23 protein-coding genes and 1 tRNA gene are annotated in these 21,574 nt (G+C 69.9%); 16 read left to right on the top strand and 8 right to left on the bottom strand.

The window, feature by feature from the left end:
• Window positions 1-17 precede the first annotated feature (17 nt).
• Entirely contained in the window at window positions 18-590 is a 573-nt protein-coding gene (locus ACSEEN_RS17055; RefSeq protein ID WP_440713812.1) for a TetR/AcrR family transcriptional regulator, read from the top strand.
• 9 nt (window positions 591-599) lie between these two features.
• Complete coding sequence (locus tag ACSEEN_RS17050; protein ID WP_440713811.1) at window positions 600-1,373, top strand: hypothetical protein; 774 nt, start codon at window positions 600-602, stop codon at window positions 1,371-1,373.
• Between the two features lie 27 nt (window positions 1,374-1,400).
• Here the strand turns inward: ACSEEN_RS17050 and ACSEEN_RS17045 are convergent, their stop codons facing one another.
• The 3 genes from ACSEEN_RS17045 to ACSEEN_RS17035 all read right to left on the bottom strand — a co-directional run bounded on the left by ACSEEN_RS17045 (window position 1,401) and on the right by ACSEEN_RS17035 (window position 2,576).
• Window positions 1,401-1,688: a YciI family protein gene (locus ACSEEN_RS17045; RefSeq protein WP_371308173.1), complete on the bottom strand. Its 288-nt coding sequence runs from the start codon at window positions 1,686-1,688 to the stop codon at window positions 1,401-1,403.
• 52 nt (window positions 1,689-1,740) lie between these two features.
• Window positions 1,741-2,301 carry a TetR/AcrR family transcriptional regulator gene (locus ACSEEN_RS17040; RefSeq protein ID WP_371308172.1) on the bottom strand — a complete coding sequence of 187 codons (561 nt, stop codon included), beginning with the start codon at window positions 2,299-2,301 and terminating at the stop codon, window positions 1,741-1,743.
• Between the two features lie 189 nt (window positions 2,302-2,490).
• Window positions 2,491-2,576, bottom strand: a tRNA-Leu gene (locus ACSEEN_RS17035).
• Window positions 2,577-2,834: 258 nt separating this feature from the next.
• On the opposite strand from ACSEEN_RS17035, the gene ACSEEN_RS17030 reads away from it, so the two are divergent.
• The 7 genes from ACSEEN_RS17030 (at window position 2,835) to pknB (ending at window position 12,286) form a co-directional block, all read left to right on the top strand.
• The gene (locus tag ACSEEN_RS17030) at window positions 2,835-4,142 is read left to right on the top strand and encodes an FHA domain-containing protein (protein ID WP_440713810.1); all 1,308 of its coding nucleotides are present in this window, start codon (window positions 2,835-2,837) and stop codon (window positions 4,140-4,142) included.
• Window positions 4,143-4,262: 120 nt separating this feature from the next.
• Window positions 4,263-4,724, top strand: coding sequence for an FHA domain-containing protein FhaB/FipA (locus tag ACSEEN_RS17025; RefSeq protein ID WP_247865625.1), 462 nt, complete (start codon window positions 4,263-4,265; stop codon window positions 4,722-4,724).
• Window positions 4,721-6,181, top strand: a complete 1,461-nt coding sequence (locus ACSEEN_RS17020; protein ID WP_440713809.1) for a PP2C family protein-serine/threonine phosphatase — start codon at window positions 4,721-4,723, stop codon at window positions 6,179-6,181. Before ACSEEN_RS17025 ends, ACSEEN_RS17020 begins: the two co-directional genes overlap by 4 nt.
• Window positions 6,181-7,572 carry an FtsW/RodA/SpoVE family cell cycle protein gene (locus tag ACSEEN_RS17015; RefSeq protein ID WP_371308170.1) on the top strand — a complete coding sequence of 464 codons (1,392 nt, stop codon included), beginning with the start codon at window positions 6,181-6,183 and terminating at the stop codon, window positions 7,570-7,572. Before ACSEEN_RS17020 ends, ACSEEN_RS17015 begins: the two co-directional genes overlap by 1 nt.
• Window positions 7,569-9,053, top strand: a complete 1,485-nt coding sequence (locus ACSEEN_RS17010; protein ID WP_247865622.1) for a penicillin-binding transpeptidase domain-containing protein — start codon at window positions 7,569-7,571, stop codon at window positions 9,051-9,053. Before ACSEEN_RS17015 ends, ACSEEN_RS17010 begins: the two co-directional genes overlap by 4 nt.
• Entirely contained in the window at window positions 9,053-10,390 is a 1,338-nt protein-coding gene (locus ACSEEN_RS17005; RefSeq protein ID WP_440713808.1) for a serine/threonine-protein kinase, read from the top strand. Before ACSEEN_RS17010 ends, ACSEEN_RS17005 begins: the two co-directional genes overlap by 1 nt.
• A gap of 3 nt (window positions 10,391-10,393) precedes the next feature.
• Window positions 10,394-12,286 carry a Stk1 family PASTA domain-containing Ser/Thr kinase gene (gene pknB, locus ACSEEN_RS17000; protein ID WP_247865620.1) on the top strand — a complete coding sequence of 631 codons (1,893 nt, stop codon included), beginning with the start codon at window positions 10,394-10,396 and terminating at the stop codon, window positions 12,284-12,286.
• A gap of 326 nt (window positions 12,287-12,612) precedes the next feature.
• Here the strand turns inward: pknB and ACSEEN_RS16995 are convergent, their stop codons facing one another.
• Entirely contained in the window at window positions 12,613-13,269 is a 657-nt protein-coding gene (locus ACSEEN_RS16995; protein ID WP_298443373.1) for an aminodeoxychorismate/anthranilate synthase component II, read from the bottom strand.
• Window positions 13,270-13,323: 54 nt separating this feature from the next.
• Here ACSEEN_RS16995 and crgA point away from each other — a divergent pair, with 54 nt between their 5' ends.
• Window positions 13,324-13,620, top strand: coding sequence for a cell division protein CrgA (crgA, locus tag ACSEEN_RS16990; RefSeq protein ID WP_247865618.1), 297 nt, complete (start codon window positions 13,324-13,326; stop codon window positions 13,618-13,620).
• 73 nt (window positions 13,621-13,693) lie between these two features.
• The gene (locus ACSEEN_RS16985; RefSeq protein WP_440713807.1) at window positions 13,694-14,179 is read left to right on the top strand and encodes a PH domain-containing protein; all 486 of its coding nucleotides are present in this window, start codon (window positions 13,694-13,696) and stop codon (window positions 14,177-14,179) included.
• Between the two features lie 4 nt (window positions 14,180-14,183).
• Here ACSEEN_RS16985 and ACSEEN_RS16980 read toward each other — a convergent pair whose 3' ends face one another.
• Together ACSEEN_RS16980 and ACSEEN_RS16975 are read right to left on the bottom strand one after the other, a co-directional pair.
• Window positions 14,184-14,942 carry a rhomboid family intramembrane serine protease gene (locus ACSEEN_RS16980; RefSeq protein WP_247865616.1) on the bottom strand — a complete coding sequence of 253 codons (759 nt, stop codon included), beginning with the start codon at window positions 14,940-14,942 and terminating at the stop codon, window positions 14,184-14,186.
• 128 nt (window positions 14,943-15,070) lie between these two features.
• The gene (locus tag ACSEEN_RS16975; protein WP_247865615.1) at window positions 15,071-15,598 is read right to left on the bottom strand and encodes a peptidylprolyl isomerase; all 528 of its coding nucleotides are present in this window, start codon (window positions 15,596-15,598) and stop codon (window positions 15,071-15,073) included.
• Between the two features lie 66 nt (window positions 15,599-15,664).
• On the opposite strand from ACSEEN_RS16975, the gene ACSEEN_RS16970 reads away from it, so the two are divergent.
• The 5 genes from ACSEEN_RS16970 (at window position 15,665) to ACSEEN_RS16950 (ending at window position 19,986) form a co-directional block, all read left to right on the top strand.
• The gene (locus tag ACSEEN_RS16970; protein ID WP_298443385.1) at window positions 15,665-15,799 is read left to right on the top strand and encodes a hypothetical protein; all 135 of its coding nucleotides are present in this window, start codon (window positions 15,665-15,667) and stop codon (window positions 15,797-15,799) included.
• Window positions 15,800-16,863: 1,064 nt separating this feature from the next.
• The gene (locus ACSEEN_RS16965; RefSeq protein WP_440713806.1) at window positions 16,864-17,295 is read left to right on the top strand and encodes a DUF4190 domain-containing protein; all 432 of its coding nucleotides are present in this window, start codon (window positions 16,864-16,866) and stop codon (window positions 17,293-17,295) included.
• 37 nt (window positions 17,296-17,332) lie between these two features.
• Complete coding sequence (locus ACSEEN_RS16960) at window positions 17,333-18,049, top strand: cutinase family protein (protein ID WP_247865613.1); 717 nt, start codon at window positions 17,333-17,335, stop codon at window positions 18,047-18,049.
• A gap of 60 nt (window positions 18,050-18,109) precedes the next feature.
• Complete coding sequence (locus ACSEEN_RS16955) at window positions 18,110-19,285, top strand: alpha/beta hydrolase (RefSeq protein ID WP_247865612.1); 1,176 nt, start codon at window positions 18,110-18,112, stop codon at window positions 19,283-19,285.
• The gene (locus ACSEEN_RS16950) at window positions 19,282-19,986 is read left to right on the top strand and encodes a cutinase family protein (RefSeq protein WP_298443395.1); all 705 of its coding nucleotides are present in this window, start codon (window positions 19,282-19,284) and stop codon (window positions 19,984-19,986) included. The genes ACSEEN_RS16955 and ACSEEN_RS16950 overlap by 4 nt, the downstream gene beginning before the upstream one ends.
• Before the next feature lie 42 nt (window positions 19,987-20,028).
• Here the strand turns inward: ACSEEN_RS16950 and ACSEEN_RS16945 are convergent, their stop codons facing one another.
• Window positions 20,029-20,625 (bottom strand): hypothetical protein, encoded by a 597-nt coding sequence (locus ACSEEN_RS16945; RefSeq protein ID WP_371308160.1) that lies wholly within the window; start codon window positions 20,623-20,625, stop codon window positions 20,029-20,031.
• Window positions 20,626-20,894: 269 nt separating this feature from the next.
• The gene (locus ACSEEN_RS16940; RefSeq protein ID WP_440713805.1) at window positions 20,895-21,467 is read right to left on the bottom strand and encodes a MarR family winged helix-turn-helix transcriptional regulator; all 573 of its coding nucleotides are present in this window, start codon (window positions 21,465-21,467) and stop codon (window positions 20,895-20,897) included.
• Between the last annotated feature and the right edge of the window lie 107 nt (window positions 21,468-21,574).

The raw sequence follows: 21,574 nt of genomic DNA, 5'->3' as shown, positions 1-21,574 counted from the left end.
TCGCTAGACTGGGCGTCGTGACCAGTCCCCAGACCAGCGTGCGCAGCCGGCTGGTCCGGTCGGCGATCACGCTGCTGCGCAGCCGCGGCGCCGACGGTTTCGGGATGAGCGAGCTGCTGCACGACAGCGGCGTCGCCCGGCGGTCGATGTACCAGCACTTCCCGCGCGGCAAGGCGCAACTGCTGGAGACCGCCGCCACCGAGGCCGGCGCGCGTATCGGCGCCGAACTCGACGCCGTCCTCGCGGAGCTGCCACCGGTCGACGCCCTCGCCGCCTGGGTCGAGCAGTGGAAACGGGCACTGACCGGCAGCGACTTCCGGCTCGGCTGCCCACTCGTGGCGGCCGGGCAGAGTGCGCAGGACTACCCCGGCGCCGCTGCCGCCGCGGCGCGCGCTTTCACGTCGTTCCGGGACAGGATCGCCGCCGCCTTCGTCCGAGACGGGATGCCCGCCGACGAGGCCGCCCGCACGGCCAGCGTGCTGGTCAGCGGAATCGAGGGCGCCATCATCACCTCCCGGAGCCTGAAATCGGTGGCTCCGCTCGACGATCTGGTCGCGCACGCGCGTCACTTTCTGTCGTCCTCGCCGTAAACTCAGCGCATGAATCGTTCGATGGCCGCCGTGACGGCGGCCGCCGCCCTGCTGCTGACCGGCTGCTCGTCGAACGACCACGCGACACTGTCCGGATCGGCGGCGTCATCGACCTCGGTGGCCGATCCGACCACCACGGCGCGCTCGGTGACCACCACCTCGGTCCGGCTGGCGCCGTCGACCGACGGTTTCACCACCGGCAGGCGCACCGAATCGGGATCCCCGGAGAACGGCTCCACCTGGCGCTTCACCGTCCCGCAGATCGACGGCGGCGACAGTACCGTCCGGCACGCGTTCAACAACGCGATGAACGACGACGCCCGCGCACTGACCGGTCCGGCCGCGGCCGCCAAGATCACGATCGACGACGCCGACCTCGGCGAGGCCGACCATCCGCGCGCGGTGAAGGCCACCTCCACGCTGTCCGGCGTGATCATCGTGATGCCGTACGCGGCCGGCGCCGCCCATCCGACGGTGGAAGTCGACACCGTGGTGGTCGACGCCGGTTCCGGCGCGGTGCTCGGGCTCGACTCGATCCTGGCCGACCCCGCCGCCGGCCGGCAGCAGCTCGCCACGCTCGCCGTCGGCGCGGACACGTCCGGCCGCCTCGCCGGCTTCACCGTCAGCGCCGCCGAGTTGAACCAGTGGATCGCGCTCGACGACGGCCTGCACCTGTACGTCCCGGTGCCGCACGTGCTGGGCGACTACGTCGCGGTCACACTGCCGTGGTCGTCGGTCATGGAGCTGATGAATCCCACCGGCCGGGTGCTCTTCGGGCCGTAAGCGGGTCGGTTCCCGGCGCGTCGGCGGTCAGCCGGCGAGGAACGACAGGCGCGGGTCGGTGAAGTTCGGTTCGATCTCGACGATCTCCGCGGTGACGACGTCGTGCACCACGAACGGGTCGCCGGCGACCCGCTGCCCGAGCTGGTCACGGTCCGTCCCGGCGGCGAGGACCGCACCGCCCAGGCCGGGCTTGAGGCTGCCGACGAGAAGGAACACGCCGTCCCGGATGCCCTGCTGAATCCAGTCTTGATGGCCGGCCATGTGGTCCGGGGCCGCGGCTTTGTTGTCGCCGAAGCGAAGTAGGACGAGGAACATCGTGGACTCCTGTTCGGGGATTCGGAACGGCCGTGGAAGTGGCCGGCGGCGTCTATGCCGCCGTCGGGTCGTCGGTGAGTTGTCGCCAGAATCGGGTGACCTCGCGGCGCACCCAGTCGCGGTCGCGGAACGCGCTGGACAGCGTCGCCACGCCCTGGCTGAACATGAGCACGTGCAGCGCCAGCTCGTCGGCGTCGTCCCGTCCGAGCAGGCCGAACTGATCGCGCAACCACGCGCGGAACGTCTCGAACAGCGCCACCGCCTGCAAGCGCGCGGGATGGTCGAGCTTGGCCAGCTCACTGCTCAAGGTGCCGACGGGGCAGCCGTGCAGTTCGATGTCCGCCTCGTTGGTGATCACGATGTCGACGAATCGCCGCACGCGCTCCAGCGGATCGGACGACGACGCCTCCCACTCGGCGAGCATGGCGCGGGTGGCGGCCAGTCGTGCGTCGATCACGGCGTCGAGGATCTCGTCCTTGGTCTTGAAGTGGTAGTAGAAGTTGCCGCGGGAGATCTGTACCGCCTGCGCGATCGACGCGAACGACGTCGCCTCGTACCCCTGCTGGTAGAACAGCCGGTCCGCGGCCTCGACGATCGCCTCTCGAGTGCTCACTCCTGCTCCCTCCGTCTCTCTAGGTCATCTGTCCTAGACGTTCCCGAGCCGGGGATCAGGACACTCGTCCTAGAGATGCAGGGGCCGCTGCCGGGGTGATCCGGTCCGCCCGTGGCAGCGCTGGCCTGACCGCACGAACGACGAGAGCCGCGACACCTTCCCGAAGAAGATGTCGCGGCTCTCGTCCCATGGTGGGCGAAGGGGGACTTGAACCCCCACGTCCCGAAGGACACTGGCACCTGAAGCCAGCGCGTCTGCCATTCCGCCACTCGCCCGTGGCTGCCGATTTCTCGACACTGTCCGCATGCGGACTTGACCGAGATTACACGGATGCGCGGCGGAGTAAAAATCGGCCCTCCCCCTCCGTCCTGACCTGCGCGAACGACGCCCCGCGACGGCGCACCGAGGCGGTACAGAAGTGACGGCCGGGGTACGAGTGAGTAGCTGACGGGCGCATCGGCGCCGCGGACCGGTAACATCGAACGACGACGCATGCACGCCGACACGCCAGCGAACGCAGAAGGGGGCCGGGAGTGGGTCTACTCGACCGTATCGAGCGCAAGCTCGAGTCCGCCGTCGACGGTGGCTTCGCGCGCGTCTTCGGCGGCAAGGTGGCACCGCAGGAGATCGAGCAGAGTCTCCAGCGCGAGGCAGAGGCGTCGGCGGAGGACCTCGGAGACGGCGCGTCACTCGTCGCCAACAGCTACGTCGTCACCCTGAGCGACTCCGATCTGAAGCACGTCAGCGAAGAGTACGAACTGAACCGGAAGATCTTTTCGCGCCACCTCGAAGACTTCATCGGAGACAATGGGTGGCAGACCTACGGCCCGGTCGTCGTAGAGTTCGACCAGGTGCCGTCACTGCACACCGGTCAGTTCCGCACCCGTGGCACCGTCGATCCCGACGTCCGGCCGCGCGCGGTACCCGACCGGTCCGACCCGTCCCGACTTCCCGATAGCCCCGACCAAGGAGCCCCCGACATGACGAATCCCCCCGAGTACCCCGGCCAGGGTTACGGCCAGGGCGGCTACGACCAGGGCTACGGGCAGCAGCCCGGCTACGACCAGTACGGCCAGCCGCAGGGCTACGATCCCAACCAGCAGGGCTACGACCCGAACCAGCAGGCATACGGTCAGCCGCCGGCCCACGACCAGTACGGTCAGCAGCCCGCCTACGACCCGAACCAGCAGGCGTACGGCCAGCAGCCCGCGTACGACCAGGGCTACGGCCAGCAGGGCTACGCACAGCCCGCCGCCGATCCTTACGGCCAGCAGCCCGGCTACGACCAGCAGGGCTACGCACAGCCCGCCGCCGACCCCTACGGCCAACAGCCCGGCTACGACCAGCAGGGCTACGCACAACCGGCCGCCGACCCCTACGGCCAACAGCCCGGATACGACCAGCAGGGCTACGCACAGCCCGCCGCCGACCCCTACGGCCAACAGCCCGCGTACGACCAGGGCTACGGCCAGCAGGGCTACGACCAGGGCTACCCGCAGCAGGCCGCCTACGACCAGACCGCGTACGCGCAGCCGGGTTACGGAGCCCCGGCCCCGGCCGCGATCACCCTGGTCCTCGAGGACGGCAGCAACCGCACCTACTCGCTGCGCCCCGGCTCCAACGTGATCGGCCGCGGTCAGGACGCGCAGTTCCGTCTCCCCGACACCGGCGTCTCCCGCCGGCACGTCGAGATCCGCTGGGACGGCCAGAACGCGATGCTGCAGGACCTGAACTCCACCAACGGCACGACGGTCAACGGACTCACCGTCAGCAACTGGAATCTGGCCGACGGTGACCGGATCCGGCTGGGTCATTCGGACATCACCGTTCGGTTCCAGTAGCGGTCGTGCACATAGAATGCGGTCGGGGCCATCGGGAGCCCCGACCGCTACGTGCATCGCCGATGCACCCGGCCGGCTCCCGCCGGCACCAACCAGACCGACTCAGGAGGTGAAGCGCGCATGCAGGGACTCGTTCTGCAGTTCACCCGCTTCGGGTTCTTGATCCTGCTGTGGCTGTTCGTGTGGGCACTCGTCCGCGCGATGCGCGGTGATCTCGCCTCCGCGGCCGGGACCCGGCGCCCCAGCGGATCGGGTTTCCGCGACCGTCGCCGCTCGTCGGCGCCCCGCGGCGGCGCCCGCTATCTGGTCGTGACGGCCGGGGCGCTCGCCAACACCCGCATCACCCTCGGTGACCAGCCGGTGCTGATCGGCCGCGCCGACGACTCGACGCTGGTCCTCTCCGACGACTACGCCTCGGAGCGGCACGCCCGCCTCTCCAAGCGCGGTGACGACTGGTACGTCGAAGACCTCGGCTCCACCAACGGCACCTACCTGGACCGCGGCAAGGTGACCACCGCCGTCCGGGCCCCCATGAACACGCCGATCCGCATCGGCAAGACCGTGATCGAGTTGCGCTCGTGACCCTCGTACTGCGCTACATCGCGCGAAGTGACCGCGGCCTGGTCCGGTCCAACAACGAAGACTCCGTCTACGCCGGCGCCCGCCTGCTCGCCCTCGCCGACGGCATGGGCGGCCACGCGGCCGGCGAGGTCGCCAGCCAGCTGGTGATCCAGTCGCTCCGCACGCTCGACGACGACGAGCCCGGCGGCGACCTGCTCGACGCCCTGAACGCGGCCACCCGCGCCGGCAACGAGGCGATCGCCGCGCAGGTGGAGCGCAATCCCGAGCTGGAAGGCATGGGCACCACGCTCACCGCCATCCTGTTCGCCGGCACCCGTATCGGCCTGTGCCATGTCGGTGACTCGCGCGGCTATCTGCTGCGCGACGGCCAGCTGACGCAGATCACCCGCGACGACACCTTCGTCCAGAGCCTGGTCGACGAGGGCCGCATCACCGCCGAGCAGGCGCACAGTCACCCGCAACGGTCGCTGATCATGAAGGCGCTCACCGGCCAGGAGGTGGAGCCCACGCTGACCATCCGGGAGGCGCGCGCCGGCGACCGCTACCTGCTGTGCAGCGACGGACTTTCGGACGTGGTCAGCGAGGAGACCATCGCCGAGACGCTGGCGACCATCGCGGACCACGCCGAGGCGGCGGACCGGCTGATCGAGCTCGCCCTGCGCAGCGGCGCACCCGACAACGTCACCGTCGTCGTCGCCGACGTCGTCGACACCGAATACGGCGAGTCGCGCCCCATCCTCGGCGGCGCCGCCGGCAGCGACGACCAGGCCGGATACGTGCCGAACCCGGCGACCGCGGCCGGTCGTGCCGCGGCGCTGCGCCCGCCGCCCGCGCCGACGCAGCGACCCACCGTGCACCAGGATCCGGTGCCCGCCCCCCGCAGCCGCTGGCGGCTGCCGCTGGCGATCATCGTCGTCCTCGCGGTGATCGCCGCCCTCGTCGTCGGCTACTTCGTGGTCCGCTCCAAGGCGATGGCCAACTACTACGTGGCCGCCGACAACGGCGCGGTGGTGATCAGGCAGGGCACCCCCGACGGATTCCTCTTCATCGACTTCTCCAAGCCGGCCCAGCAGGTCTGCGCCGAGGACCTGAACACCGACGAACCGCAGGTGGTCTTCAAGGATCATGGCGCGTCGTGCACGCAGGTCAAGGTCGACGACCTCACCCAGGTGGGCCAGACCACCGTCGTCTCGGCGAGCATCAAGAGCCTCGGCCTGCGCGAGGTGCAGGACCGGGTCCGCGGCCTGGAGTTCCTGCCGCTGTGCCCCACCGGCGACGTGCCCGCCGGGCCGCCGTCCGGCGAGCCGTCCCCCGCCCCGACCGGCGGGTCCGAGCCGACGCATCCGGCCGCCACCCCCGCTCCCGCGGGTTCGCCGGCGACCGTCTCCCCCGCGCCCACCGCCACAACGCCGGTCACGACCGACCCCGAGGGTCACCGGAACTGCCGGGAGTCCTGATGGCCGCGCCCGTAGCTCAGGCACCCGCCGCGGCCGCCAGCCGCCGTGCCCGCACCACCGAGGTGGTGCTGCTGATCGGTGCCCTGGTGCTGGTGACCGTCGCGCTGCTGATCGTCGAGGCGTCCCAGGACGACGCCTTCGACTGGGGCCTGTTCTGGTACGTCCTGGCGTTCGCCTGCCTCTACGGCTTCGCGCACTCCATGATCCGGTGGCTGGCCCCGTACGCGGACCCGCTGCTGCTGCCCGCCGTCGCCCTGCTGAACGGGCTCGGCCTGGTGATGATCCACCGGCTCGACCTCACCCCGCGGGACGGCGATCCGACGTCGTACGCGAGCTCGCAGGCGATGTGGCTCGGTGTCGGCATCGTCGTGTTCGCCGCGACGCTGTTCCTGATCCGGGATCACCGCACGCTCTCGCGCTACTCGTACACCCTCGGTCTGCTCGGCCTGATCCTGCTGATCCTGCCGATCGTGCTGCCCAATTCCGAGCGCGGCGGCTCCAACCTGTGGATCTCCACGCCGTTCTTCTCGATTCAGCCGGGTGAGTTCGCGAAGGTCCTGATCATCATCTTCACCGCCTCGTTCCTGGTGTCGCGGCGCGATCTGTTCACCACCGTCGGCAAGCACTTCGCCGGGATCGATTTCCCGCGCGCCCGCGATCTCGGACCGCTGCTCGCGGCCTGGGTGATCGCCATCGGCGTGCTGGTGCTGGAGACGGACCTCGGCAGCTCGCTGCTGATCTTCGCGACCATGCTGGCCATGCTGTACATCGCGACCGAGCGGGTCAGCTGGCTGATGGCGGGCCTCGCGCTGTTCGTCGCGGGCGCCGTCGCGGCCTACTTCCTGTTCGCTCACCTGCAGGTCCGCGTGTCCATCTGGCTCGACCCGTTCGCCGATCCCACCGGCAAGGGCATGCAGATCCTGGCGAGCCTGTTCTCGCTGGCCGCCGGCGGCCTGTTCGGCACCGGGCTCGGTTCCGGACACCCGAACGAGGTCCCCGAGGTCCACAACGACTTCATCCTCGCCGCCTTCGGCGAGGAGCTGGGCCTGGTCGGGCTGACCGCGATCGTCATGCTGTACCTGTTCATCGTGATGCGCGGCCTGCGGACCGCGATCAGCGTGCGTGACAGCTTCGGCAAACTGCTCGCGTCCGGGCTGGCCTTCACCATCGCCATCCAGCTCTTCGTGGTGCTCGGCGGCATCTCCAAGCTCATCCCGATGACCGGTCTCACCTCGCCGTTCCTCTCGTACGGCGGGTCGTCGCTGCTCGCCAACTACATCCTGATCGCCCTGCTGATCCGGGTCTCCAACGCCGCGCGCGAACCCGACGCCCCGAAGAAGCAGGCCGCACCGGTGGGCGCCATGCCCACCCAGGTGGTGCCGCGCCGATGAACCGACCCATCCAGCGCGTCGGCATCGCGGTCGTCGTGATGATCCTGGCGCTGATCGCGAACCTGACGTGGGTTCAGGTGATCCACGCACCGTCGCTGCGCGCGAACAGCGCCAACAAGCGGAGCATGATCGACGCCTACTCGCGCCAGCGCGGGCTGATCCTCGACGCGGACGGCAACGTCCTGGCCGAGACCGTGCGGTCCGACGGCCAGTACAAGTATCAGCGCCGCTACCCGGCCAAGCCGGTGCAGGCGTTCGCGCCGGTCACCGGCTTCTACGGACCCTATTTCGGGGCCGGCTACGGGCTCGAGGACGCCGAGAACGACTTCCTCGACGGCACTGACGACCGGCTGTTCACCCAGAACTTCATGGACATGTTCTCCGGCCGCGACCCGCGCGGCGGCAACGTCCAGACGACGATCGAGCCCAAACTGCAGGTCACCGCGTACCGCTCGCTGGTCGAGGGCTCGTGCAACGGCAAGTGCATCGGCGCGGTCGTCGCCCTGCAACCCAGCAGCGGCAAGATCCTCGCGATGGCGTCGACGCCCAGCTACGACCCGAACCTGATGGCCACCCAGGACTACACGGCCGCCAAGGCGTCGTGGGACCAGCTGCAGGCCGAGCCGTCCCCGCTGCGCAACCGGGCGATCGCCGAGCTGTACCGGCCGGGTTCGACGTTCAAGGTGATCACCACCGCGACGGCCCTGAACGCCGGGCTGAAGCCGGACGTCGCGCTCACCGCGAGCCCGTCGTTCCCGCTGCCCGGATCGTCCGCGGTCCTCCCGAACGACGGCAACCCGCCGACCCGCTGCGGCGGCACCTCGGCCCGCACGGTGACGCTGACGCAGGCGTTCGAGTACTCGTGCAACGCCGCGTTCGGCGATCTGATCCTCGACAAGCTGCCGGGCGACCCGTTCAGCCAGTTCAGCGACACCGCGCTCAAGTTCGGCGTCGGCGAGAGCCCGGCCGGCATCCCGCTGTCGGTCGCCAAGTCGACCATCGGCGACATCGGCCACGACAAGGCGGCGCTGGCGCAGTCGTCGATCGGTGAGCGCGACGTGAAACTGACCGTGCTGCAGAACGCGGTGAACGCGGCGGTGGTCGCCAACGGCGGCATCCGGATGCGGCCGTATCTGGTCGACAAGCTGCAGACCGCCGACCTCGGCACCGTCTCGGCCACCCGGCCGTCGCAGATCAGTCGGCCGCTCAGCGCCGAAGAAGCTGCCACACTGACCAACATGATGGTCCTGTCCGAGCAGCACACCAGGAATGCTCAGGCGGGGATCGCCAGCAAGACCGGCACCACCGATCCGAATGAGACCGGTAGCGCCTTCGCCTGGTACATCGGATTCAAGCCCGGATCCGATATCGCCGTCGCAGTGATGGTGGAGAACGGTACCGGCGGTGCCGACGCCTACGGCGGCCTGATCGCCGCCCCGATTGGACGTGCAGTGTTGAATGCTTATACGGGAGGTCACTGATGAGCCTGCAGAACGGCACCATCATCGCCGACCGGTACCGATTGGTCCGGCTGATCGCCACCGGCGGCATGGGCCAGGTGTGGGAAGCCCTCGACACCCGGCTCGGCCGGCGCGTCGCGGTCAAGGTCCTCAAGGCCGAGTACTCCAACGATCCGACGTTCCTGCAGCGGTTCCGGACCGAGGCCCAGACCACCGCGCGTCTCAACGACCCCGGCATCGCGAACGTCTTCGACTACGGCGAGACACCCGACCGCAACGGCGGCGACCCGCTCGCCTATCTGGTGATGGAGCTGGTGGACGGTGAGCCGCTGAACTCGGTGATCAGCCGCCTCGGCCAGCTCTCGCTGGCCCACACGCTCGACATGCTCGAGCAGACCGGCTGGGCGCTGCAGGCCGCGCACACGCAGGGCCTGGTGCACCGGGACGTGAAGCCCGGCAACATCCTCATCACGCCGACCGGCCAGGTCAAGATCACCGATTTCGGCATCGCCAAGGCGGTCGACGCCGCGCCGGTGACGCAGACCGGCATGGTGATGGGCACCGCCCAGTACATCTCGCCCGAGCAGGCGACCGGCGGTGAGGCCACGGCCGCGTCGGACGTGTACTCGCTGGGCGTCGTTGGCTATGAGGCGCTGACCGGCATCCGGCCGTTCACCGGCGACGGTGCGCTCACCGTCGCGATGAAGCACATCCAGGATCCGCCGCCGCCGCTGCCGGATTCGGTGCCCGGGCCGGTGCGTGAGCTGATCATGATCACCCTCGCCAAGGACCCGCAGCAGCGGTACGCCACCGGCGGCGAGTTCGCCGAGGCGGTCGCCGCGGTCCGCGCCGGTCACCGGCCGCCCGCCCCGCGCGGGGGCGTCCCGGCCGGTCCGCGACCGTCCACCCGTCCGGTCTCCACGCCGGTCGTGGCGCCCCCGGCCCCGCCGGTGCGGCCCCGCCCGACCGCGCCGGGCCCCGCTCCGGTGGCCGATGACAGGTGGAGCACCGGCCAGAAGGTGCTCGCTGGCGTCGCCGCGGTCCTGCTGATCGCCGCGATCGCCCTGTTCGCGAAGTGGGTGATCGACTCGCCGGGTGTCACCACCCGGAACGAGAACACCGTGCGGCCGTCCATCTCGACCGAGACCGAGACCGAGACGCCCACCCGCCGGACGACGACGCGTTCACCGTCGCCGACGACCACCACGACGACCACCACGTCGACGCCGACGGACACCGACACCTCGACGCCCACCGAGACGACGACGCCGCAGGAGCCGACCACCACCAGCAGTCCGGCCCAGCCCGGACCGGGCATTCCGCTCCCGACCCTGCCCCCCATCTTCGGCGGCGGATAGCCGATGAACGACGACGAGCTGCTGTCCGACCGGTATCAGCTGGGTGAGGCCCTGGGCTTCGGCGGTATGTCCGAGGTCCAGTTCGCGCGCGACCTGCTGCTGCACCGCGACGTCGCGATCAAGATCCTGCGCCCAGACTTGGCCCGGGATCCGATGTTCTACCTGCGCTTCCGGCGCGAGGCCCAGAACGCCGCGAAGCTGAACCATCCGACCATCGTGCAGGTCTTCGACACCGGCGAGGCGGATACCCCGGACGGCCCGCTGCCGTTCATCGTGATGGAGTACGTGGACGGCGAGACGCTGCGCGACGTGCTGCGTAACAACGGGCCGGTGGCCCAGCGTCAGGCGATGACGTGGATGGCCGACGTCGCGGCGGCGATGGACTTCTCGCATCGGGCCGGGATCGTGCACCGCGACATGAAGCCGGCCAACGTGATGATCGACCATCACGGTGCGGTCAAGGTGATGGACTTCGGTATCGCCCGCGCCATGGACGACACCGGCGCCACCATGACCCAGACCTCGGCGGTGATGGGTACCGCGCAATACCTGTCGCCCGAGCAGGCCCGGGGCATCAAGGTCGATCCGCGCAGCGACATCTATTCGATGGGCTGCGTGCTGTTCGAGCTCATCACCGGCGAGCCCCCGTTCACCGGCGACTCCCCGATCGCCGTCGCCCACCAGCACGTCCACGAGGATCCGCGCCGGCCGTCACAGGTGAACCCGGACATCACCCCGGAACTCGACTCGGTCGTCATGAAGGCGATGAGCAAGAATCCGGCCAACCGCTACCAGACCTCGGCCGAGTTCCGCTCCGACCTGATCAAGGTGCTGGCCGGCGGTAAGCCGTCGGCCCCGATGCTGCTCGACGCGCCGGACGACGACGACTTCCCGACCCTGGCGGTCGCCGGCCGGCGTCGTCGCGACGAGAACCGCCGCGACGACGACTTCGACGACGATCTGCCGTTCTATCGGCGGCGCCGGGCGAAGGCGGTGGTCGCCGTCGTGCTCGTGCTGATTCTGGGCATCACGCTGTTCACCTGGGCCCCGTGGAAGTCGTCGGCGCCGCTGGTGCCGGTGCCGACCGTGGAGAACCTCGACGCGCACGCCGCCCGCACCAATCTGGAGAACGCCGGCTTCGGAGTCAAGGAGCTGAAAGAGGCGAGCTCCACCATCCCCGAGGGCAGCGCCACCCGGACCGCCCCGGGCAGCAACGTGCCGACCCGCAAGGGCTCGGAGGTGACGCTGTACGTGTCGTCCGGACCGGAGAAGCATCCCATCCCCGACCTGCGCGGCAAGACGCTGAAGCAGGCCAAGGACGCACTCGCCGCACTCGGTTTCACCGAGGTCAAGGACGAGAAGACCGACTCCACCGCGGCCCTGAAGGACAAGGTGGTGCGCACCCAGCCGGGCAGCGGCAGCGAGACCGCGATCAACTCCACCGTCGTCGTCTACATCGGCACCGGTCCGAAGGAGGTGACGGTGCCGGATCTGGTCGGCCAGACGCAGGCGCAGGCCGAATCGACGCTCGCGCAGCTCGGGCTGGAACCGTCCATCGTGCAGGGCGACTCCGAGCGTCCCGTCGGCCAGGTGGTGTCCACCTCACCGAACGCCGGTCAGACGGTGAAGGTCGGCAGCGTGGTGCAGGTGACCATCTCGCGCGGCAATCAGTTCGTGGTGCCGGATCTGAAGGGCAAGACGCTCGATCAGGCGCGTGCGGCGCTGGCCGCCGCCGGCTGGACCGGCGGGACCGTCACCGCCACGCCGCGCTCGGTGGGCCTGGCTTCCAACCAGGACGGCAAGATCATGTCGCAGGACCCGCCCGCCGGTGCTCGCTGGCGCAAGGACGACGCGATCTCGGTGACCGTCGGCCGCGCGAGCCTGCTTCCGAACTGACAGCGTTCCCCGGACAGGGGTCGTTTCGACACCCCGCCTCGCCCTTGCGGGCTCGGCGGCGGCTCAACGGGCTGCTACCGACGGCGCCCGTTGCCCTGAGCACCTACGCCGCCCGATAGTCGGGCGCTATGTCGCGCTCGCTGAGCCGGGCACCTACGCCGCCCGTTGAGCCGGACACCTACATCGCTCGTTGAGCCGGACGAGCCGCTAGGCGAGACCGTGTCGAAACGACCCCCACCTCGCCCGTTGAACCGGACGCCGACCTCGCCCGTTGAGCCGGACGAACCGCCAGGCGAGACCGTGTCGAAACGACCCCCCGACCAGGACTACGACCCCGGCGACAGCGCCCCGGCCACCTCGGCCTCGAGCACGGCCACGCGCTGCTCCGGAACCTCGAGCCCGCACACCCGCAGCCAGTTCGCGAGCATCCGATGCCCGCCCTGGGTCAGCACGCTCTCCGGATGGAACTGCACCCCGTGAATCGGCAGCTCGCGATGCATCATGGCCATCACGATCCCCGAATCGGTGGTCCCGGTCACCACCAGCTCGTCCGGAATCGTCTCCGGCAGCACCGTCAGCGAGTGGTAGCGCGTCGCGACGAACGGGTCGGGCAGTCCGGTGAGGACACCGCGGCCGTCGTGCGTGACCAGCGAGGTCTTACCGTGCAGCAGCTCCGGCGCCCGGTCGACGGTGGCACCGAACGCCGCGCCGATGGCCTGGTGACCGAGGCAGACCCCGAGCAGCGGGGTGCCGGCGGCCGCGGCCACCGGGATGATCGGCATCGTCGCGCCGGCCCGCTGCGGGGTGCCCGGACCGGGCGAGAGCAGGATGCCGTCGTAGGCGTCGACGACGGCCGGCAGGCGATCGTGATCGAGCCGATCGTCATCGTTACGCCAGACCTCCGCGTCGACACCCAGCTGACCCAGGTACTGGACCAGGTTGTAGACGAAGCTGTCGTAGTTGTCGATGACGAGAATGCGCACGCAGCCAGGTTATCGGTTGCGGCCACCTCTTTCCGCGTGGGTTACCGTAGAGACATGCCTAAGTCAAAGGTGCGGAAGAAGACCGACTACACCATCAACCCGGCGAGCCGCACGCCGGTGAAGGTCAAGGCCGGCCCGTCGGGCATCGCCTACCAGGCCCTCATGTTCGGTTTCATGCTCGCAGGTCTGGTCTGGCTGCTGGTGTTCTACCTGGCCGCCTCGAACGACAGCCGGTCCGTCGCTCAGCCCGGCGGCTGGCTGCACTGGATGTTCAACCTCGGTCAGTGGAACCTGCTGATCGGCTTCGGCCTCGGTGTCATCGGCCTGTTGATGACGATGGGCTGGCGCTGAATGACATGTGTGTCATTCATCCACACTGTGGAAATCACATGTGTGTAACTCATCCCCACTGTGGGTAACTCCTGTGGATAACTCCGCGTCCGTCCACCATCGCACCTGGTCGACGCCGCTGCCCGCGGGAATCGCCCTCCTCGGGCTGGGGACAGCTCTGGTGATCGCCGCGATCGCGTCGTACCAGGAGCCGCCGGCGCTGGTTCTCCTCGCGGTCGCCGCGCTGGGGGTCATCATTACCGGGACCGTCGCACTGATCCGCCGTCCGCGCCTGACCCTCGCACCGGGTCCGGTGCTGACGGTGCGCACCCTGCGCGGGACGCGCGAGGTGACCCCCGCCCAGGTCGAATCGCTCGAGCTGCTGGGCACCCACCGCCTCGCGTTCCGCTCGGTGCAGCTGCTCATCGAGCTGCACGACGGCGGCCTGCTGGTCTTCGGTCAGTGGGATCTGGGCACCAGCCCGCGGACCGTCGCCGCCGAACTCGCCGAGGCGGGCTTCACGCTCGACGATCGGTCGGCGCCGCGCCGTCGAACCGCCCCGCCGGTCGACGACGCCTGACGTTTCAGCCGCTCAGGACAGCACCGGTACCGACGCCGATCGCCGCGGCGACCACGAACAGCGCGATCAGCGCGGCCCAGCCGACCCGGCTGACCTTCGCCTCGGTCCGCTGGCCCGCCGGCAGCACCGCGACGGGCAGCCAGATCATCGCCACGGCGCCGAGCGCGCCGAAAAGCAGCCCACCCAGGTGGGCCCAGAGCGAGATCCCGGGCAGACTCCAGGAGATCACCACGTTCAGGACGATCACCCCGGCTACCGTGCCGACCGGCAGCTTCAGCCGCAGGACCACCACCAGCAGCGCCCCCAGCAGACCGTAGATCGCTCCCGACGCGCCCGCGGTGAGTGAGTCGCTGTGCTGGACCGCGGTGACCACCGCGCTGCCGCCGAGCAGGCTCGTCACGTAGAGCATCAGATAGCGCGCCCCGCCGAAGAACCGCTCGAGGTCGCGGCCGACGACATACAGCGACAGCATGTTGACGGCGATGTGGATCACCGACCAGTGCAAAAAGCCGGAGGTGAGCAGGCGCCAGTACTCGTCGTTCCAGTGGCCGTCGTACCCGGTGATCAGGACGCCCTCGCGCATCAGCCACGAGCGCCACATCTCGCTCCGGTCGCTCAGGGCGCCTGCGCCGGCCTGCGCGATGCAGGCCAGGAACACCACCGTGTTGACCGCGATCAGCCCGTAGGTGACGTACGGCGTGGCCGTCGCGTCCTTGACCGGCGCCACCGGATCGACGCGAACCGAGGCCCGGTCCTGCGCCACGCAGTCGACGCAGTGCTGGCCGACCGGGGCCGGCCGTAGACACTCCGCACACGCCGACCGCCCGCACCGCGTGCAGGAAAGTGCGGTGGGGCGGTCGGGGTGTCGGTAGCAGACGTGCTGCACCGGTGTCAGTTGATCTCGACGCTCTCGATCACGACCTCGTCGAGCGGGCGGTCCTGGCGATCGGTCGCGGTGGTCGCGATCGCATCGACGACGGCGCGGGAGTCCGCGTCGACGACCTCACCGAAGATGGTGTGCCGGCGGTTGAGGTGCGGGGTGGGGCCGACGGTGATGAAGAACTGCGAGCCGTTGGTGCCCGGCCCGGCGTTGGCCATCGCGAGCAGGTACGGACGGTCGAACTGCAGCTCGGGGTGGAACTCGTCCTCGAACTTGTAGCCCGGGCCGCCGCGACCGGTGCCGGTCGGGTCGCCGCCCTGGATCATGAAGCCGTCGATCACGCGGTGGAACACCGAGCCGTCGTAGAACGGCCCGCTGTCGCCACCCTGGGCGTTGGCGGTGCTGTAGTCCTTGGTGCCGTCGGCCAGGCCGACGAAGTTGGCCACCGTCTTGGGTGCCTGGAACTCGAACAGCTCGACGACGATGTCGCCACGGTTGGTGTGCAGGGTTGCGGTCTTCTTGTCACTCACGGTCTCCATACAACCATGAGCGCGGCCTCCGGGGTCCCGCTAGCGACGGGAGATTCCGCCTGGCAGGGTGGAGGCATGTCGTACAAAGCCGCGGGAATCGCCGCCTCCGCCGTGCTCGCCCTGTTCGCCACCGTCGCGGTGGTCCTGCGCCGGGCCCGCACCGAGCATCCCCCGGCCGCCGCGTCGGTGCCTCGCATCGAGGACCTCTAGGCGGCATCGGGGAAGTCTTCTGCGCGGTTTCGGTGGATCCGATGGTGACGAAGGGACTTCCGTAACACTGACCAGGCGGTGCCAGCGGGTAGTTTGTATACGTGGCTCCCGACGAATCCCGCGACACCTCCGCTGATCCGGTACCCGGCGACGCCGGCGCGACGACTCCGCCGCCGTCCCCGCTCCCGGTTCCGGAGGGCGGCAACGGCCCGGTTCCCGCACCGTGGGAGCGTCCCGGACCGGCACCCGCGGCCAGCGGTATGCCGGAGGTGACCGACGCGCCCGCGAAGTCGTCGTCGGGTCCGGCCTCCGGACCGAACCGAGCGGCACACGCGGCGCCCCGGCCCCAGCCGAATACGGCGCCGGTGTCCGGGCCCACTCCCGTCGCCGATCCGGCGGCCACCACCGTCCGGCCCGCGCCGCAGCCCGCATCCGGTCCCGCACCGAGCGCGCCGGCCGGTCCCACCGCAGGTGCCCCGACTCGTCCCGCGCCGCAGGCCGGCCCGCCTTCCGCTCCCCGAAGCGGCCCGGTGCCGCCCTCGACGCCCGCACCGCCGCGTCCCGCCGGGGCTCCGGTCCCCGGTCCTCCGCCCGGCGGTCCCGCTGGTGCCCCGCGCCCGGCCGCCCCCGGCGGACAGCCGCCGCAGAGTGGCCCGCCCCGGCCCGTTCCGGCACCCTCCGGTCCGCTGTCTTCCAGTCCGGCACCGTCCGGGCCTGCACCTTCCAATTCGGCGCCGTCCGGACCTGCGCGGTCAGGCCCGGCACCGTCCGGATCGACGCCGTCAGGACCGGTCCCCTCGGGACCGGCACCGGCAGGTCCGGCACCCGCGGGACCGGCACGATCGGGTCCGGCACCATCCGGATCGACGCCGTCAGGACCGACCCCCTCGGGACCGGCCTCGCCAGGTCCGGCGCCGTCAGGCCCAGCACCCTCGGCATCGACGCCGTCTGGCCCGACACCCTCGGGACCGACACCCTCGGGACCGACGCCATCCGGCGCACCCGGCTCGGAACGACCGCCCGCCCACGCCGGCTCCGACAAACCCACCGCCATGCTCGGGAGCGTGGACGCGGCCGCCGAGCCCCGCAACGCCGCACCGCTGGCCTATTCCGCGGTACCCGACTCCGCCAAGGCCGCCGCACCGATCGCCCCGGCGGCGCCGCCCGCAGCAGCAGGAAGGACCGCACCCGTGAACCCACCCGCTCCGGCACGACCCGCACCGACATCGGCGCCCCGTTCCGGCTCGTCCACCACGCAGACCGGCCAGAGGCGACCGCTCAGCATCTCGGCGATCGTCGGCTTCGTCTGCTCGGGCCTCGGGTTCTTGCTGATCACCGTGCCTTTCGGTCTGTGGCTCGGCTACCGCGGACGTCGCGAGACCACCGCGGGCAGCCGCGAGGGCCGGACCTTCGCCGCGGCCGCGATCTACCTCGGGTGGGCCTGGGTGATCTTCTGGATCCTGGCATTGATCGCCTACCTCTGGATCCTCCTCTGACGCAGGCCACGGCCCCTCGGGGCGTACCATTCGCTTCATGCTGAAGCGAATGCTCCTGGTACTGGTCACGACCGTCACCGCCGTCGCGGGTGTGGCGATCGGCACCGCCGCCCCCGCCGTCGCGGCACCGGGCTGCCCGGACATCGCGGTGATCTTCGCGCGCGGGACCGCCGAGACCGGGGCGCCCGTCGGGATCACCGGGTTGTCGTACGAGAACGCGCTGCGCAACCGGCTGCCGCGCAAGGACATCCGGGTCAGCGCCGTCGACTATCCGGCGAGCAGCAATTTCAACGACCGGGTGAGCTTCGTCCGGAACGTCGTCCGCGGCATCGACAACGCCCAGGCGCAGATCCGCGCCACGGCCCGCCGGTGCCCGGCCACCGACATCGTCGTCGGCGGCTACTCGCAGGGCGGCGCGGTCGCGACCTACTCGGTGACCGACCGCATCGACATCCCGGCCAAGTATGCGCAGTACCGCTCGCAGGCGCCGGCGCCCCTGCCCGCCGACGTCCTGAAGCACGTCTCGGCGGTGGTGCTGTTCGCGCCGCCGTCGGCCACCTGGATCCGCGAACTGGGCGCCCCGCCGATGAAGGTGGCCACCTCGCTGCGCGGGGCGACCGCCACCTACTGCATTCCCGGTGACGTGGTCTGCGACGGCGCCCGCGTCGGACAGCCGAACGGACTACACGTCCTCTACTCGGTCAACGGGATGACGGGGCAGGCCGCGGACTTCACCGCACGCCACACCCGCTGATCTGTGCCGTCCCCGAGCCGCTGGGCTCGGACCCCCTCCGCGGTGCCTTACGCTGGACGGATGGTGATGGCAGATCGCGAAGGCGTCAAGACCGCGTCGGGCCCCGATACCGTGCTGACGGTGATCGGGCTGGCCGACAACATGCTCAACGGGCTCGCACGGGTCCCGTTCAACCACCCGCTCACCGGTCCCGGCGGCCTGCTCGACAACATCGGCCAGGCGGTGACCCGGGCGACCATCCGCTCGTTCCTCGGCTATTCGGTGAGCCTGCCGATCGAGGACTTCCGCTCGATGGAGAAGATCCTCGACACCATCTGCGGCGCCATCCTGCCGCCGGTCGTCGGCCACTTCGGCGGCGTCGAGATCGAGACGGACGTCATCGGTGGTCAGCAGGGCATCTGGTGCCGGGAGAAGGCCTCCGTGGCCGCGAACGACGACGAGCACAAGGCCCACGACCGGACCATCCTCTACCTGCACGGCGGCGGCTACTTCGGCACCACGCCGAACATGTATCTCATGTTCGCCGCGGCGCTGGTCCGCATCACCGGCTGCCAGGTGTTCATCCCCGACTACCGGATGGCCCCGGAGTTCCCGTTCCCCGCGGCCGTGTACGATGCCGCCGACGCCTACCAGGGCCTGATCGACCGCGGCATCACGCCCGACAAGCTGATCGTCGCCGGTGACTCGGGCGGCGGCGGCCTCACCACCTCGCTGATCGTGCACCTGCACGAACAGAACATGCCCAAGCCGCAGGCGATCGCGCTGTTCTCGCCCGAGGTCGACCTGGATCTCGCGCAGGATTCGGTGATGGACAACGCCGACAAGGACATCCTGCCCTGGAACATCCCGGTCACCTTCTACCTCCGCGGTGTGCAGCCGAACGACGGCCGGGTCTCGGTCGTGTACTCCAAGCCGCGCCCGGAGTGGTTCCCGCCGACTTTCGTGTGCTGGGGCGAGGACGAGATGTTCCGCGACGCGATCCGCGTGTTCGTCGAGGAGTTGCGCGAGGGCGGCGTGCGGCTGATGGCGATGGAGGAGCCGGGCATGTTCCACGTCTTCCCCATCGTGATGCCGTGGTCGGAGGCCGCCAAGCGCGTCTTCCAGCAGATCGCCGAGCTCGCCCGGACGGAGACCGTGGAGGCGCAGGCGGAGTCGGACACGTCCGGCACCGGAGAACTCCCGGCCATCCCGCACGATGCGACGGTGACGGCTGCGTCGCCTACCATTCAGCCATGACCGCACGACTGCTCCTCGTCTTCTCCGCGTTCGCACTGCTGCTCGGCCTCGCCGTGCCGATGGGTGCGGGAGCGGCACAGGCTCGTGATTGCGCCGACGTTCAGCTGCTGTTCGCCCGCGGCACCGCCGAGGCGGGTGCACCGGTCGGTACCACCGGCCAGGCGATGTATCGCTCGCTGCAAGCCCGGTTCCCCGGTAAGGACGTGCGGGTCTCGCCGGTGCACTACCAGGCCAGCGATCAGTTCCAGAAGGGCACCGTGTTCCTGAAGTCGGTGGCCGCCGGTGTGCGCAGCGCGCAGAACCAGATGCGGTTCATCGCCGACACCTGCCCGAAGACGCGCATCGTGCTCGGCGGGTACTCCCAGGGCGCCGTGGTGGTCACATATGCCGTGAGCGACCAGATCGCGATGATCGCGCCCGTGCTGGCCGAGGTGCCGAACGTGCTGTCGCCGACGATCGCGCCGCACGTCGCCGGTGTCGTCACCTTCGGCGCTCCGGCCGACCGCTGGTTCCGCGAGGTCGGCGTTCCCCCGATGCGTGTGGGGGCGCTCTACACGGCCAAGACGCGGGAGTACTGCATCCCGGGCGACAACATCTGCGACGGCGGCCCCGTCGACCGCCCGAACACGGTGCACGGCCTGTACGCGACGAACGGCATGACTGACGCGGCCGCGAACTTCGTCGCCCGCCGGATCCACTGACGGCTCGCCGCTGGTGCACGAGTCGACGCGGCGCGGTTCCGGTTATCCGATAGTGCGGCGCCGGTAGCGCGTCGCAGTGAAGCGATCCGAGACCGCGCTGGTCTTGGAGTCGATGTACCCCCGCTCCCGAAGACGCGCCCGGACCGTCTCGCCGCCGATCGGGCCACTCGTGCCCTTCGGGTACACGAACCACACCGGGAGATCCGGAACCGTTTCGGCGACGGCCACCGCAGCATCGAGATCGGTGGCGTCATGCAGCACCGCCACGAGGGCGGACGCCTCGCCCACCATTTCCGTCTCGGCGCCGGCGAGTGCCGCCCGCAGCGCGTCGTCGGCGACGCCGAGCACCAGGGCCGGCGTCGCCGCCGAGATGCCGAGCTTCTCAGCGAGGGTGGGCGGCGCCTTGAGCAGCGCCTCCGCCCACCGGCCGGCCTCCGGTTCACCCAGGATCAGAACGAGCGGCTCACCGTTCACCCGAACGCGGACGCGCTCTCCGTCGGCGACGACGTCGCTGATCCCCGCCCGGGGGAGGCGGGCCCGGATTCCGCCCCGGAGGATCAGATCCTGGGATTCGAGCAGGACCTTCACTTCCGCCGTCGCACCTCGCCACGTCGCCGTCCCGATGGCCTCCCGTCCCATGGCCTCTCCTCTGCGCTCGCCGATCCGCCGTGTCTAGGTGTCACTATGTCGCACCGGGATTCGGCGGACCGGGAAGTTCGACGCGCCCGGACAGATCCGCCGTCGCCGCCTAAGCTGCGATCGGATGAAACATGGCGTCGCAAGGGAGCGCCTCGAACGAAGCACGATCCGTCTCGCGGGTGATGACGTCGCCGAGGTCGTCGCGCCGCGAGAACACCGCCAGTGGCCGGTGGGCAGGTCGCAGCGGAGCGATCCCGGGTGCGTGCCGGTCATTCAGCCCAGTCGGCAGTGGTGATCGAGATCTCGCGGGCCATGTCACGCAGAAACCGGATCACGGTGTCCCGCTCGTCACTCGTCAAGCGGGCGGCGGCGTTCAAGCGCTTCGCGTGCTGCCGTCCCACGGTCCTCTTGGCGGACAGTTCCGACCCGGGCGTGATCTCGATGGCGAACGCACGGCGATCCGTGGGATGCAGGCGGCGCACCACATGACCGCCGCGTTCCAGGCGGTTCAGCAGCTTGGTGGTGGAGGCCGGAGAGATCGACAGGAACCCGGCGAGCATGCCGGGCGTCACGACCTCGCCGCGATCCTTCGCGACGATCAGGTAGTGAAGCGCCCGCATGTCCTGTGCGCTGAGCTTCATGTACTTCTCGGACGCCTCCGTGATCGCCCGCTCGGTTTCTCGCAGCGCGCCGAGCGCCCTCATGAGATCGGTGATCTGGGCGAGGTCGGCGGCCGTGAGGTCGAGGCCGTCGACGACGCCGCGGATGGGATTCCCGGTGTCTAGGTCGTACAGGCTCGCTGCGATCGGGTCGTGAGTCGACCGAGAGCCCCGCTCCTCCATGGGGCTCATCGTAAGGCCAATCAGTCGGAGATCGGTAGATAATCAACTTCGGGTTACTATATCTCTCGAGAGACAGTATCGTATGATCAACTGGATCGAGCACGGGA

Source organism: Gordonia marina, from assembly GCF_052036135.1.
Taxonomy (GTDB): Bacteria; Actinomycetota; Actinomycetes; order Mycobacteriales; family Mycobacteriaceae; genus Gordonia.
This window is presented reverse-complemented; position numbering and strand designations above follow the sequence as displayed.

Bases quoted from the DNA above. Each gene is read 5' to 3' on its own strand.
- ACSEEN_RS17005 (WP_440713808.1), top strand. From the start codon at position 9,053: ATGAGCCTGCAGAACGGCACCATCATCGCCGACCGGTACCGATTGGTC.
- pknB (WP_247865620.1), top strand. From the start codon at position 10,394: ATGAACGACGACGAGCTGCTGTCCGACCGGTATCAGCTGGGTGAGGCC.
- crgA (WP_247865618.1), top strand. From the start codon at position 13,324: ATGCCTAAGTCAAAGGTGCGGAAGAAGACCGACTACACCATCAACCCG.
- ACSEEN_RS16960 (WP_247865613.1), top strand. From the start codon at position 17,333: ATGCTGAAGCGAATGCTCCTGGTACTGGTCACGACCGTCACCGCCGTC.
- ACSEEN_RS17025 (WP_247865625.1), top strand. From the start codon at position 4,263: ATGCAGGGACTCGTTCTGCAGTTCACCCGCTTCGGGTTCTTGATCCTG.
- ACSEEN_RS17050 (WP_440713811.1), top strand. From the start codon at position 600: ATGAATCGTTCGATGGCCGCCGTGACGGCGGCCGCCGCCCTGCTGCTG.
- ACSEEN_RS16940 (WP_440713805.1), bottom strand. From the start codon at position 21,467: ATGGAGGAGCGGGGCTCTCGGTCGACTCACGACCCGATCGCAGCGAGC.
- ACSEEN_RS16945 (WP_371308160.1), bottom strand. From the start codon at position 20,625: ATGGGACGGGAGGCCATCGGGACGGCGACGTGGCGAGGTGCGACGGCG.
- ACSEEN_RS17015 (WP_371308170.1), top strand. From the start codon at position 6,181: ATGGCCGCGCCCGTAGCTCAGGCACCCGCCGCGGCCGCCAGCCGCCGT.
- ACSEEN_RS16970 (WP_298443385.1), top strand. From the start codon at position 15,665: ATGTCGTACAAAGCCGCGGGAATCGCCGCCTCCGCCGTGCTCGCCCTG.
- ACSEEN_RS17010 (WP_247865622.1), top strand. From the start codon at position 7,569: ATGAACCGACCCATCCAGCGCGTCGGCATCGCGGTCGTCGTGATGATC.
- ACSEEN_RS16950 (WP_298443395.1), top strand. From the start codon at position 19,282: ATGACCGCACGACTGCTCCTCGTCTTCTCCGCGTTCGCACTGCTGCTC.
- ACSEEN_RS16955 (WP_247865612.1), top strand. From the start codon at position 18,110: ATGGTGATGGCAGATCGCGAAGGCGTCAAGACCGCGTCGGGCCCCGAT.
- ACSEEN_RS16975 (WP_247865615.1), bottom strand. From the start codon at position 15,598: ATGGAGACCGTGAGTGACAAGAAGACCGCAACCCTGCACACCAACCGT.
- ACSEEN_RS17045 (WP_371308173.1), bottom strand. From the start codon at position 1,688: ATGTTCCTCGTCCTACTTCGCTTCGGCGACAACAAAGCCGCGGCCCCG.